Origin of the sequence: Serratia sp. CY40230, assembly GCF_052168835.1 — a bacterium.
GTDB classification, from domain to species: Bacteria; Pseudomonadota; Gammaproteobacteria; order Enterobacterales; family Enterobacteriaceae; genus Serratia; species Serratia nematodiphila.
Genome location: NZ_JBJNLX010000004.1, coordinates 1 through 13,314, shown reverse-complemented (window position 1 = coordinate 13,314; position 13,314 = coordinate 1). Strand labels below are relative to the sequence as shown.

Annotated in this window: 7 protein-coding genes and 1 rRNA gene; 5 read left to right on the top strand and 3 right to left on the bottom strand. The window is 60.1% G+C overall.

The window, feature by feature from the left end; genetic code table 11:
- Nucleotides 1-367: 367 nt before the first annotated feature.
- Together ACJ8IJ_RS14690 and ACJ8IJ_RS14685 are read left to right on the top strand one after the other, a co-directional pair.
- Nucleotides 368-1,978 (top strand): condensation domain-containing protein, encoded by a 1,611-nt coding sequence (locus ACJ8IJ_RS14690; protein WP_442518748.1) that lies wholly within the window; start codon nt 368-370, stop codon nt 1,976-1,978.
- 64 nt (nt 1,979-2,042) lie between these two features.
- Nucleotides 2,043-5,138: an amino acid adenylation domain-containing protein gene (locus tag ACJ8IJ_RS14685; protein WP_442518747.1), complete on the top strand. Its 3,096-nt coding sequence runs from the start codon at nt 2,043-2,045 to the stop codon at nt 5,136-5,138.
- 43 nt (nt 5,139-5,181) lie between these two features.
- Here the strand turns inward: ACJ8IJ_RS14685 and ACJ8IJ_RS14680 are convergent, their stop codons facing one another.
- On the bottom strand, nt 5,182-6,525 hold the full coding sequence (locus ACJ8IJ_RS14680) for a condensation domain-containing protein (RefSeq protein ID WP_440484735.1): 1,344 nt from the start codon (nt 6,523-6,525) through the stop codon (nt 5,182-5,184).
- Between the two features lie 275 nt (nt 6,526-6,800).
- The gene (gene gltP / locus ACJ8IJ_RS14675; RefSeq protein WP_004930041.1) at nt 6,801-8,117 is read right to left on the bottom strand and encodes a glutamate/aspartate:proton symporter GltP; all 1,317 of its coding nucleotides are present in this window, start codon (nt 8,115-8,117) and stop codon (nt 6,801-6,803) included.
- A gap of 901 nt (nt 8,118-9,018) precedes the next feature.
- Here gltP and acs point away from each other — a divergent pair.
- From acs to actP, 3 genes are all read left to right on the top strand, one after another.
- On the top strand, nt 9,019-10,977 hold the full coding sequence (gene acs / locus ACJ8IJ_RS14670; RefSeq protein ID WP_004930044.1) for an acetate--CoA ligase: 1,959 nt from the start codon (nt 9,019-9,021) through the stop codon (nt 10,975-10,977).
- Between the two features lie 91 nt (nt 10,978-11,068).
- Nucleotides 11,069-11,380 carry a DUF485 domain-containing protein gene (locus ACJ8IJ_RS14665; protein ID WP_004930047.1) on the top strand — a complete coding sequence of 104 codons (312 nt, stop codon included), beginning with the start codon at nt 11,069-11,071 and terminating at the stop codon, nt 11,378-11,380.
- Complete coding sequence (gene actP, locus ACJ8IJ_RS14660) at nt 11,377-13,029, top strand: cation/acetate symporter ActP (RefSeq protein ID WP_025304954.1); 1,653 nt, start codon at nt 11,377-11,379, stop codon at nt 13,027-13,029. The genes ACJ8IJ_RS14665 and actP overlap by 4 nt, the downstream gene beginning before the upstream one ends.
- 176 nt (nt 13,030-13,205) lie before the next feature.
- On the opposite strand, the gene rrf is transcribed toward actP, so the two are convergent.
- Nucleotides 13,206-13,314: ribosomal RNA gene (gene rrf, locus ACJ8IJ_RS14655) — 5S ribosomal RNA — on the bottom strand; the annotation flags it as partial.

The following is a 13,314-nucleotide window of genomic DNA, read 5'->3' as shown; positions in this document are numbered from 1 at the left end:
CGACCAAGCCGCCGGCGAAGCGGCCGGCAGCTTGTATAAAAACGTAAAATAGTGTTAAGAATGATAATATTTTGCATTTTTTAATGCAAATCATTATCAATAAAGGTGTGAGGCCGGGCGTGATCACCGCCAGAAACCCTTATATTTTCGCAGGAAAAACCAGCGCTGCAATAACAAGCAATCATTTCAATGCTAAGAATAATATAGATAAATTATTCACACCTAACGCCCTGCCTGCCCGGCATCGCGCAAACCCCTTATAGATAGCACCTCCGCGCCAAATGGATCAAATAATAATAATTTTCATTCCTATTAACATTTGGATATATTCTTGCAGTCTCGTTGGCTGAATCAAAATGGATACCCGATGAAAGCTTTGACCACGATGCAGGCCGCCTATTGGGTAGGCCGACAGTCCGCTCCTCCTCTCGGCGGCATGGCCGCCCACCTGTATGCGGAATTCGACGGCGGCGAGCTGAACATCGCCCGGCTACGCCAGGCCGTCGAGGCGCTGTATCTGCGCCATCCGCTGTTACGCCTGCGCATTACCGACGATGGCAGGCAGACGATCGCACCTCCCGGCTCCCGGCATACTTTGCATCTCGACGACTGGCGACATGCCGATGAAGCAACGCTGGCGGCCGCGCTCGCCGCCAAACGCCAGACGAAAAGCACCCAGTTGCTGCCGCTGGAACAGGGCGTTCCCTGCGATATCAGCCTGAGCCTGTTGCCGGAAGGACGCAGCCGCTTGCACGTCGATCTCGACATGATCGCCGGCGATGCCATGAGCTTTCGCCTGTTGATGGAAGATCTGACGGCGTTTTATCACCAGTGCCCGGCGGCCCCAGCCCATGACGCGCCGCCGGCCTACTTCGATCACCTAGAACGACGCGATGCCGACGTGGCGCTGCGCCAACGGCGCGAACGCGGTCAGCGTTGGTGGCGTGAACACCTGGCGCAGATGCCGCCGGCGCCGCGCCTGCTGCGCACGCCGGACCGCTGCCGCAGCGATCGTTTGGCCATACAGCTGAATGCAGAAGAAAGCCGCGCGCTGGAAAACGTCGCCAAACGGCATCACACCTCCCTCTCGACGCTGTTTCTGGCGCTGTTCGCGCTGGCCGTCGGTCAGGGTTGGAACATGACGCGCTTCCGGCTCAACGTGCCGCTGTTCCACCGCGAGAGCGAACGGGAGGATGCACATCGCCTCATCGGCGATTTCTCTAACCTGGTGCTGCTCGGCGTGGAACTGAACCCGGCGGAAAACCTGAACGCCTTCTGCCGGCGCTTGATGACGCAGTTGGCGGAGCTGATCGAGCATGCGGATTACCCCGGCGTCAGCGTGATGCGCGATCTGTCGCGCCTGCACGGCAGCCTGCAGCCTTCGCCGGTGGTGTTTACCGCCGGTTTCGGCATCCGCGGCAAAACGCTGTTTTCCGAACGGGTCACCAACACCTTTGGCCGCCTCGGCTGGGTGATCTCTCAGGGGCCGCAGGTGGCGCTGGATGCGCAGGTCGCCCACGTCGACGACGGCATTCTGATCAACTGGGACGTGCGGCTGGACGCGTTCCCCGAGCACGTGCTACCGCGCCTGCTGGCCTGTTACCGGGCGCTGCTGCACCTGGCCGCGCGGCAAGCGGGGGCGTTCGATCGCCCGCTGTCGCAGCTGCTGGCGCAATGCACGCCCGATGTGCTGGCGCAGCAGGCGCCGGTGCGCCAGGTGCTGCACCGGCTGCTGGCGCGGGTGGCTCCCGAGGCCAGTGTGCGCGACCACGACGATATCCGCCGGTTGGCCTTGCCGGATGCCGGGGTGAACGCGCTGCTGACGGTGCTCAACAAGTATCTGGCGGCGGCGCTGACGGCGCAGGATCTGACGGCGCATCCCTCCCCGGCAGCGCTGGCGGCGTTGATCTGCCAACGGTCGCCCGAGGCAGGAAGGCATGCGAAAACGCTGCTCGCCGCGCTGGCGCCGCAGCACTGAGATCGGTTTCCGGGCGCACAGCGCCCGGCTCGTTTTAATCGGTTAGCGACTATAGGGAAGTACCATGGAGACACCATTAACCGCACTGCAGCAGGCCTATCTTCTGGGCCGCAGCGATCGATGGCCGCTCGGCGGCGTAGCGATGCACGACTTTCGCGAATACCGCGCCCGGCAGAAGGATGTACCGCGCCTTGAAGCGCGTCTGACCGAGCTGGTACAGCACTACCCGGCGCTTCGCACCTGCATCGATGTGCAGCGCGGCACGCAGCACGTACGCCCGGAAACCACGCTGCATCTGGATCGCCACGATCTTCGCTCCCTGGGTGGCGAAGCGTCGCAGCGCCAGGTCGAACAACTGCGCGAGCGTTACTCCCACCAGCGCCACGATCCGAGCCAACCGCTGTGGCGCATCGCCGTGATCCAACTTGCCGAACAGCAGGATCCGACGGGATCGCCGTACGATACGCTGATCTTTACCAGCTTTGATGCCTTGATCCTCGACGGCCAGGGGATCTCCACCGTGATCGCGCGCCTGTTCGACGATCGCCCTCTGACGTCGACCGCCGCCGCACTGCCGCCCCCCGCCGCATCGGCGGCGCAGCGCCAGGCCGATGCCGCCTACTGGCGTGAAAAGCTGCAGGACGTCACCACCCCGTCGGCACTGCCGTGGCGCGCCCCGCTCGCCAATCTCACCTCATCACGCTATCGCCGCGCCACCTTGACGCTACCGCGCGATACGGTCAAACAGCTTGGCCGCCTGGGATCGCCGCATGCGCTGCTGCGCAACAGCCTGCTGTCGGCGCTGATCCTCGATACGCTGGCCCACTGGACCACCGACGGTGAGCTGTGCGTCGGGGTGCCGGTAGCGTTCCCCGCCGCCGATGGTGCCCTGGGCAACGCCTCCAGCTTCGTGGCGGTACGCTATTCCCGTCACGGCGAAGATTTTATCCAGCGCGCGCAAGCCCTGCAGGACGACGTGCTCGGCGCGCTCGACCACCTGACGTTTTCCGGCGTCGATCTGGCGCGGCAATTGCTCGGCCAAAGCCAGGGCGGCCCGGCGCTGCCGGTGATCCTGACCAACTGTCTGGGTTGGGAAACGCTGCCGGCCGAGGCGCCGGTGCGCTTTCACGACGGCCTGACCCAAACGCCGCAGGTCGCCATCGATATTCGCCTGACGCTGGACAGTGAAAAGAACCTGCAGCTGTGCGTGGACTACGCCGAACAGGCGCTGCACGGCGAACAGGTAGAAGCCATGCTGGCGGCGTTGCAGCGACGCATCCTGCGCAGTTGCCAACGCGCCGACCTGGCGATCGCGCCGCGAGATTTCATCGATCTGGCGCATTATCGCCACAACGACAGCGAAGCGAATTACGCGCCTTATCCTTATCTGGCGCAGCTGGCCGAGCGGCTGTTTGGCGCACAAAACGGCGGTAACGCGCTGATCTGCGGCGAACAGTCGCTGACCTACCGCGAACTGGGCCAGCGGATCGCCACGGCGATCGCCAACCTGCAAAGCCGCGGCGTGCAGCCGGGCAACGTGGTGGCGTTGTATCTGCCGCGCAGCCCAGAACAGATCATCTTCAGCCTCGCCTGCGCCCTGCAGGGCGTGATCTGGGTGCCTATCGATATCAACTCACCGCCGGAACGCACCGCCTACCTGCTGGAGAACTGCCGGCCGACGTTGGTGGTGCACGGCGGCGATCTGGAGACGCCGATCGGCGTGACGCCGGCGATCCTGCTGGCGCCGACGGATCGCGCGCCTGCGCTGCCGGATGAACAGACGTTGGTGGAACGCAGCGCCAGCCTGGCCGCAAGCTACTACCTGTATACCTCCGGCACCACCGGCAAGCCCAAATGCGTGGTGCTCAACAACCGCGCCACCGCCAACGTTATCCACCAGACCCAGCAGCGCTGGACGGTCACCGCCGACGACGTGTTCATTTCCGTCACGCCGCCGCACCATGACATGTCGATGTTCGATCTGTTCGGTTCGCTGTGCGCCGGCGCTACGCTGGTGCTGCCGGCGCCGCATCAGGAAAAAGACGCCATCAGCTGGAACCAGCTGGTGGAAAAACATCGGGTCAGCCTGTGGTGTTCGGTGCCGGCCATTCTGGAGATGCTACTCACCTGCAAAACGGCCGACAGCCTGCGTTCGCTGCGCCTGGTGGCGCAAGGCGGCGACTACATCAAGCCGGCGACGGTGCAAACCCTGCGAACCCTGCGCCCGGATCTTGCGCTGTTCTCGCTTGGCGGGCCGACCGAAACCACCATCTGGAGCATCTGGCATCCTATCACCCCGCAGGAGAGCGGCACTGTGCCTTACGGCCGCCCGCTGCCCGCCAACCGTTATTTCATCTGCCATGACGACGGCAGCCATTGCCCGGCCGGCGTGGTCGGCCGCATCCATACCGCCGGGGTCAACCTGGCGTTGGGCTACCTGGAGCAGGGTGAGCTGAGGCAGCACGATTTCATCACCCTCGAAGGGCCGGACGGACAACCGCTGCGCGCTTTCCGCACTGGCGATCAGGGCTACTACCGTGCGGACGGCAACATCATGTTCGCCACCCGAGTGAACGGCTATGTGAAGATCCGCGGCGTACGCGTCTCGCTGCCGGAAATCGAAGACGTGCTGCGCCGCCATCCGGCGATCCTGGATATGGTGGTGGTGGATTATCCCAGCGGAGAGAACAACGAGGCGGCGCTCGGCGCCCTGTATCTGACCCGCGACGGCAAACCGCTGCCGCTGTCCGAGATCCGCGCCTTCGCCACCGGCTATCTGCCCTGTACCCATATTCCCACGCGCTTTATCCATGCCGAGGCGCTGCCGTTGTCCGCCAACGGTAAAACCGACCGCCATCGCATCCGCGCCGACCTGAGCCACCAGCAAACCGCGCCGGCGTTGAACGCCTGCGCGGCCCCGCCGCCGAACGCGCCGCTGGCGCGCAGCGCCGAGATCCTGACCATTTACTGGCAGGCGATCGGCGTGACTCCGCGCCCGGAATGGGGGGAAGAGACGGCGTTTATCGCCATGGGGCTGAAGCTGCCGCATATCAAACAGGTGGCGTCACGCCTCAATGACGCTTTCGGCACCCGTCTGGTAAGCAGTTCGCTCTTGCCGTGCAAGAACGCGCGCGAAGTGGCGGCGTTGCTGGCCAGCTGAAGCCCTGCCACTCGGGCGGGAGCATCCTCCCGCCCGCACTTTCTCAGGCGGGCAACGCCGTCAGGGCCGCCAGCGGTTGCTCCCAGGCTTCCCGCTGCAGCGCACGCAACAGAAATTCTTGCAGCGCCTCGCCATAGTCCAGCGCATCCTCCGGCGGAAACTGCTCCAGATAGATATCGATATCCACCTGCAGATCGCGGGCGTCGGTGCGGCCGCGATAAGTCAGGTTGAAACCGTCGCCCGAGCCGCCGGCCAATACGCTGCGCGTACCGCTGCAGCCGGTAAAACGGGGCGTATCGAAGGGTTGCACGTTGATGAAAGGGGAAATAAAGAAGCGCGAGTCCGGATCCACGCCGCGATCGGCGGCCAGTTGGCGCAGGCGGTAGCCGGCGTGGCTGCGCAGCTCCCGCAGCTGCTGCGTCAGCGTGGTGAGAAAGCTCCCCAGCGTCTCCGCTTGCGGCGGTGACACCAGCAGCGGCAGAGTGTTGACCGCCAACGAAGGCACGTTGGTGGCGGCCTGCCCGCGGCGATTCATCGCCGGCATCCACATCGGCAGCGTATCGCCCTGCCGGGTGTCGCGGGGCATCACCTGAAACAGCCAGGCCGCCGACAGCGCCACCAGCAAGTCGGGCCAATTGATGCCGCTGCGTTCCGACTGCTGTGCCAGACGTTGCGCGACTTCTGTCGGCAACCGACGGTTGACGCTCAGGCGTCGCACGCCATACTCCCCGCCGCCCTTACGCACCGTCGGCAGCGCCTGTGACGGCGGCAAATAGGTCTGCCAAAAGCGCCGATCGCGCTCGCATCGCTCAGAATCAGCGTAGGCCAGCTCGGCCTGTTGAAAGGGTCCAAATGCGCCCAGAGGGATACCCGCGTTGCCCTGGCCGAGGTAGTGCGCATATAACGCGGCGCAGCGGTGTTCGATCAGGGCCATACCGAAGCCATCAATCAGAATATGGTGCGCACGCACGTACCAGAGGTAGCGCTCCGGCCCCAGTTTGAGCAGCCAGGCTGCGGCTAGCGGCTCGCTATGCAACGCCCGGCGCTGCGCGATATCTTCGCGCATCAGGTTTTGCGCCGCCTGCCAGGGATCGCCGTGCGTTTGCAGATCGATGCGTTGCAATGGCGGTGTGCACTGTGGATCGTAACGTAACGACGGGGGAGCGTCGCCATGCCGCTCACCAAAGCGCAAGGCAAACGCCTGCGTCTCGGCGAGAGTGGTGGCGATCGCCCGGCAGAGCGTCTCTTCCTCTACCGCGCCGCACAGTTCGGTGCAGTGTGCGACGGTGGACAGGGTCTGCCCGGGATGCAAGGTGTGTTCTTCCCAGAAATCAAGCTGCGCTGGCGCCAGCGGCAACCATTCAGAGGCCAAAGCGGTGTCCGACATGTTACCTACCTTTGATAAGCCTGAATAAAAGCGCCGAACGGGCGATGCCCCGCCGTTCAACGGCTTTTGCGTGTCTCCATACATCATCAAATGAAAATGATAATAACATCTATTATCATTTCCAATAATTTGGTAACACTTTAGATTCTGTTAAGCGGGGATGCAAGCGACGCAGCGGGGGCAGAGAAAAGAAAGTGGCAGGCTGAAAGGGCATAAAAACAAAACGCCCCGGGCATGGATGCCCGGGGCGATTTTCATATCCCGCTAGCCGGTGATTAGCCTTGATTGGCTGGCTTCACCTTCTGCGCCAGGAACTCCGTTTCGTAGGCCAGCGCCTTCTTGCGATCGAACTGGTGTTCCCACTTGGCGATCACCAGCACCGCCAGCGCGTTACCCACGACGTTCAGCGCGGTGCGCGCCATATCCAGGATACGGTCCACGCCGGCGATGAACGCCAGGCCTTCCAACGGAATGCCGACGCTGCCCAGCGTGGCCAGCAGCACCACAAACGAGACGCCCGGCACGCCGGCGATCCCTTTCGAGGTGACCATCAGCGTCAGCACCAGCACGATCTCCTGCCCCAACGACAGCTCGATGCCGTACAGCTGGGCGATAAAGATGGCGGCGATGCTCTGGTACAGCGTCGAGCCATCCAGGTTAAAGGAGTAGCCGGTCGGCACCACGAAGCTGGTGATCGACTTGGGCGCGCCGTAGGCCTCCATCTTTTCGATGATGCGCGGCAGCACCGTTTCCGAGCTGGCGGTGGAATAAGCCAGGATCAGTTCGTCTTTCAGGATGCGGATCAACGTCCAGATGCGCAGGTTGCACAGCCGGGCGACCGCCCCCAGCACCACCAGGGCGAAGAACGCAATGGCGAAGTACACCAGCACCACCAGCTTGGCCAGCGGCAGCAGCGAGGCGAAACCGAAGTTGGCTACCGTGACCGCAATCAGGCCAAACACCCCGATCGGCGCATAGCGCATGATCATGTGGGTGACTTTGAACATGCTCTCGGACACCGCTTTGAACACCTTCAGCAACGGCTCTTTGGTCTCTTTCGGCAACGACGACAGCCCCAGACCGAACAGCACCGAGAAGAAGATAATCGGCAGCATGTCGCCCTTGGCCATCGACGAGAAAACGTTCGACGGGATCAACGACAGAATGGTCGCCACCAGACTGTGCGAACCGCTTTGCACCTGTTCGGTGGTTTTCTCGTACTGCGAAATGTCCACCGTGGTCAGCGTCGACATATCGATGCCGTGGCCGGGTTGGAAGACGTTGGCCAAGGTGAGCCCCACCACGATGGCGACGGTGGTGATCACTTCGAAGTAGATAATGGTTTTCAATCCGATGCGGCCCAGCTTTTTCGCATCCCCCACGCCGGCAATACCGACGATCAGCGTGGAAATAACGATCGGCACCACAATCATCTTGATCAGACGAATAAAGATATCACCCGCCGGGCTGAGAATATTGCTCACCAGCCACTCACGAGATTCGGTCTGGTTGTGCAATACCGCGCCAACAATAATACCCAGTACCAACGCGATCAGGATTTGCCAAGCCAGGCTAATTTTTACACTTTTCATACCCAAAAAGTCCTCAAAGACTCTTTGCGCCGTACAAAGTCGCAACACGGCGAAAAGAATACTTAATCATTTATTACAGGCTTATGTTAATTCAGTGGAAGCGTTCACCTGCCCTGGGTGCGACGCAGTATAAATCTGTATCATCCGGGCGGCATGCTCTGCAAGCCTTGATTTGTCAGGCTTGAGCGCTGAATCGAATCACAAAAATTTCGCGTAACTATTTCAAATGGCATAATTGCTTGTTATTAAAAACATAATTTTTCATATAATGAAGTACATAACCGCGCCGACGACGATTTTTTGAACGCGATTAAAATGCGTTATTTTTCGCTCATTCTGCATATTTAATCCGCATCGTATGTTTATATTTTGTTACTCAAAAGTCAAATAAATGAGAATTTGCCGAGTGACACTTTCGTCCATAAATGCAGCGCCACTTTATATTTCGATTAAAAATCGAACGACACCGCAGAATGAATGCCACAGGGTATTTCCCGAGTTTTCATCAGGAATTAAGCGTTAATAAAACGTTATTTCACGCGGTGCAGTCCATCGTTATATCGTGCTAATGCCAACTTAGAATATTAATAGCGAAAAACAACCCAAAAAGATTTATAGCGAGAAATAATGGCGACCCTGATCGTATCTATTAATTTCACGGCAGTTGAGTCCGTTTTGGTTTATTCTTTTTTGTTCTTTATATAAGTGTTTTTGGTTAAAAACGTGGGTTTATGAGGATTTAAGCGCCAAAGAGATAGATACGCCCTGCAAATGCGACAGAACGATTACAAATCAATATCTTTGTTGCGTGATCTGCCGCGCAAAAAAGAAACAAAGAATCGTAGCAAACTATACTTAACCTTCAGTTGACATATCATTAACAACTTCAAGGAGAAAAGCTATGAGCCAACTGCATAAACACGCTATTCCTTCTGCAATTGCAGAACGCGCCCTGATTAATCCGGCACAATACCAACAGTATTATCAACAGTCGGTTCAAGACCCAGAGGCTTTCTGGGGTGAGCATGGCAAAATCCTGGATTGGATCAAACCCTATACCAAAGTTAAAAATACCTCGTTCGATCCGGGCCACGTCAGCATTCGCTGGTTTGAAGACGGCACCTTGAACCTGGCGGCCAACTGCCTGGACCGCCATCTGGCCGAGCGCGGTGACCAAACCGCCATTATCTGGGAAGGCGATGACCCGACCCAATCCAAAAAGGTGACTTACAAACAGCTGCACCACGATGTCTGCCAATTCGCCAACGTGCTGAAACAGCTCGGCGTTAAAAAAGGCGACGTGGTGGCCATCTATATGCCGATGGTGCCGGAAGCGGCGGTCGCCATGCTGGCCTGCGCGCGCATCGGCGCCGTACATTCGGTGATCTTCGGCGGCTTCTCGCCGGAAGCCGTCGCCGGGCGCATTATCGACTCCAACGCCAAACTGGTGATCACCGCCGATGAAGGCCTGCGCGCCGGCCGCGCCGTGCCGCTGAAAAAGAACGTCGACGATGCGCTGAAAAATCCCGGCGTGGTCAGCGTGGCCAACGTGGTGGTATTCAAACGCACCGGTAAACCGGGCTACTGGCAGGAAGGGCGCGATCTGTGGTGGCATGAGCTGACCCAGGGCGTCTCCGCAGACTGCCCGCCGGAAGAAGTGAACGCCGAAGATCCGCTGTTCATCCTGTACACCTCCGGTTCGACCGGCAAGCCGAAAGGCGTGCTGCACACCACTGGCGGCTACCTGGTCTACGCTGCGATGACCTTTAAGTATGTGTTCGACTACCACGACGGCGACATTTACTGGTGCACCGCCGACGTGGGCTGGGTCACCGGCCACAGCTATCTGCTGTACGGCCCGCTGGCCTGCGGTGCCACCACGCTGATGTTCGAAGGCGTGCCTAACTATCCGGGCGTCAATCGCCTGTCGCAGGTGATCGACAAACACCAGGTCAACATTCTGTATACCGCGCCGACCGCCATTCGCGCGTTGATGGCCGAAGGCGACAAGGCGATCGAAGGCACCCGACGCGATTCGCTGCGCATCATGGGCTCGGTCGGCGAACCGATCAACCCGGAAGCCTGGGAGTGGTATTACAACAAGATCGGCAACGCGAGATGCCCGATCGTCGACACATGGTGGCAAACCGAAACCGGCGGCTTCATGATTACCCCGCTGCCGGGCGCCACTGAGCTGAAAGCCGGTTCCGCCACGCGGCCGTTCTTTGGCGTACAGCCGGCGCTGGTCGATAACGTCGGCACGCCGCAGGAAGGCGCCTGCGAAGGCAACCTGGTGATCGTCGATTCCTGGCCGGGCCAGGCGCGCACCCTGTTCGGCGATCATGATCGCTTCGAGCAAACTTACTTCTCGACCTTCAAAGGCATGTACTTCAGCGGTGACGGCGCCCGCCGCGACGAGGATGGTTACTACTGGATCACCGGCCGCGTCGACGACGTGCTGAACGTCTCCGGCCACCGTCTGGGCACCGCCGAGATCGAGTCCGCGCTGGTATCGCACCCGAAAATCGCCGAAGCGGCGGTGGTCGGCATTCCTCACAACATCAAAGGCCAGGCGATCTACGCCTACATCACGCTGAACCACGGCGAAGAACCGACGCCGGAGCTCTATACCGAAGTGCGCAACTGGGTGCGCAAAGAGATAGGGCCGATCGCTACGCCGGATGTGCTGCACTGGACAGACTCGCTGCCCAAAACGCGCTCCGGCAAGATCATGCGGCGCATCCTGCGCAAAATTGCCGCCGGCGACACCAGCAACCTGGGGGATACCTCCACGCTGGCGGATCCGGCCGTAGTCGACAAGCTGTTGGAAGAAAAACAATCAATGAAAGTGCCGTCATAATTTACGCCGCTTCAGGCCGCTCATTCGGATAACGCGCCGTTGAGCGGCCCTGGCGCGGCGTACTCTCTCAATACCGACTGGAGACACTCTGATGAATGACACCATTTATCAAGGGATTGAAGAAAACCCGCGCTTTAAAGAGCTGGTGAGAAAACGCGGCCGGTTCGCCTGGCTGCTTTCGCTGATTACGCTGGCGCTGTACGTCGGCTTTATTTTGTTGATCGCCTTCGATCCACAATGGCTCGGCACGCCGATCGCCGCCGGATCGACCATCACCCGCGGGATCCCGGTCGGCGTCGGGTTGATCGTGATCTCTTTCGTCTTGACCGGGATCTACGTGTTTCGCGCCAACGGCGAGTTCGATCGCCTCACCGCAGAGATCCTGCGCGAGGTGAAACAATGAAGCGCTTATTGTCCGCCGCTGCACTGCTGTTGCTGCCGGGTCTGGCCTGCGCCGACGCCATTGGCGGCGAGGTGCATCGCCAGCCGCTGAACATCCAGGCGATCGTGATGTTTATCCTGTTTGTCGGTGCCACGCTCTACATCACCTATTGGGCGTCCAAACGCACCCGTTCCCGTCAGGACTACTACACCGCGGGCGGGCGCATTACCGGCCTGCAAAACGGCCTGGCGATCGCCGGTGACTTCATGTCCGCCGCCTCGTTCCTCGGCATCTCCGCATTGGTCTACACCTCGGGCTATGACGGGCTGATCTACTCCATCGGCTTCCTCATCGGCTGGCCGATCATTCTGTTCCTGATCGCGGAACGCCTGCGCAATCTCGGCCGCTATACCTTCGCCGATGTCGCCTCTTACCGTCTGCAGCAGAAACCGATCCGCACCCTCTCGGCCTGCGGCTCGTTGGTGGTGGTGGCGCTATATCTGATCGCGCAGATGGTCGGCGCTGGCAAACTGATCCAGCTGCTGTTCGGGCTCAACTACCACGTAGCGGTGATCCTGGTCGGCATTCTGATGGTGCTGTACGTGCTGTTCGGCGGCATGCTGGCCACCACCTGGGTGCAGATCATCAAAGCGGTGCTGCTGCTGGCCGGCGCCAGCTTTATGGCGCTGATGGTGATGAAGTCGGTCAACTTCGACTTCAATACCCTGTTCGCCGAAGCGGTGAAGGTGCACCCGAAAGGCATCGCCATCATGAGCCCCGGCGGGCTGGTGTCCGATCCGATTTCCGCGCTGTCGCTTGGCCTGGCGCTGATGTTCGGCACCGCCGGCCTGCCGCACATCCTGATGCGTTTCTTCACCGTGAGTGACGCCAAGGAAGCGCGCAAGAGCGTGTTCTACGCCACCGGCTTTATCGGTTACTTCTATATCCTGACCTTTATCATCGGCTTCGGCGCCATCTTGCTGGTCAGCGCCAATCCGGCGTTCAAAGACGCCACCGGCGCGCTGCTGGGCGGGACCAACATGGCGGCGGTGCACCTGGCCAATGCCGTTGGCGGCAACTTCTTCCTCGGCTTTATCTCGGCGGTGGCGTTCGCCACCATTCTGGCGGTGGTTGCGGGCCTGACGCTGGCCGGCGCCTCGGCCGTGTCCCATGACCTGTACGCCAGCGTGATGAAAAACGGCAAGGCGACCGAGCGCGATGAGCTGAAGGTCTCCAAGATCACTGTCGTGGTATTAGGTCTGGTCGCCATTGCCCTGGGGATTTTGTTCGAGAAGCAGAATATCGCCTTTATGGTCGGGCTGGCGTTCTCCATCGCCGCCAGCTGTAACTTCCCTATCATCATCCTGTCGATGTACTGGTCGCGTTTGACGACCCGCGGCGCGATGATTGGCGGCTGGCTGGGTCTGTTAACGGCGGTGATTCTGATGATCCTCGGCCCGACGATCTGGGTGCAGATCCTCGGCCATGAGAAACCGATTTATCCGTACGAATACCCGGCGCTGTTCTCGATGATCGTGGCCTTTGTCGGCACCTGGCTGTTCTCGATCACCGACAGCTCGCTGGCCGGGCAGCAGGAGCGGGAACGCTTCCGGGCCCAGTTTGTCCGTTCGCAAACCGGGCTGGGCATCTCCCAGGGCAGCTCGCATTGATCGAATAATAAGTGAAAAAAGCAAACACACCCTAATCAAAGGCCCTTCGGGGCCTTTTCTCTGGCTGTTTATCGGAGAGAAGCTGGGGAAAGCAGCGCAGCCTAGCTGCGCTTTTTGTGTTTTACGCATAGCAAAAAGCCCTGAACGTCAGTTCAGGGCTTTCGGCTTTATTTGATGCCTGGCAGTGTCCTACTCTCGCATGGGGAGACCCCACACTACCATCGGCGCTACGGCGTTTCACTTCTGAGTTCGGCATGGGGTCAGGTGGGACCACCGCGCTATTGC

Bases quoted from the DNA above. Each gene is read 5' to 3' on its own strand.
- ACJ8IJ_RS14690 (WP_442518748.1), top strand. From the start codon at position 368: ATGAAAGCTTTGACCACGATGCAGGCCGCCTATTGGGTAGGCCGACAG.
- ACJ8IJ_RS14685 (WP_442518747.1), top strand. From the start codon at position 2,043: ATGGAGACACCATTAACCGCACTGCAGCAGGCCTATCTTCTGGGCCGC.
- ACJ8IJ_RS14680 (WP_440484735.1), bottom strand. From the start codon at position 6,525: ATGTCGGACACCGCTTTGGCCTCTGAATGGTTGCCGCTGGCGCCAGCG.
- gltP (WP_004930041.1), bottom strand. From the start codon at position 8,117: ATGAAAAGTGTAAAAATTAGCCTGGCTTGGCAAATCCTGATCGCGTTG.
- acs (WP_004930044.1), top strand. From the start codon at position 9,019: ATGAGCCAACTGCATAAACACGCTATTCCTTCTGCAATTGCAGAACGC.
- ACJ8IJ_RS14665 (WP_004930047.1), top strand. From the start codon at position 11,069: ATGAATGACACCATTTATCAAGGGATTGAAGAAAACCCGCGCTTTAAA.
- actP (WP_025304954.1), top strand. From the start codon at position 11,377: ATGAAGCGCTTATTGTCCGCCGCTGCACTGCTGTTGCTGCCGGGTCTG.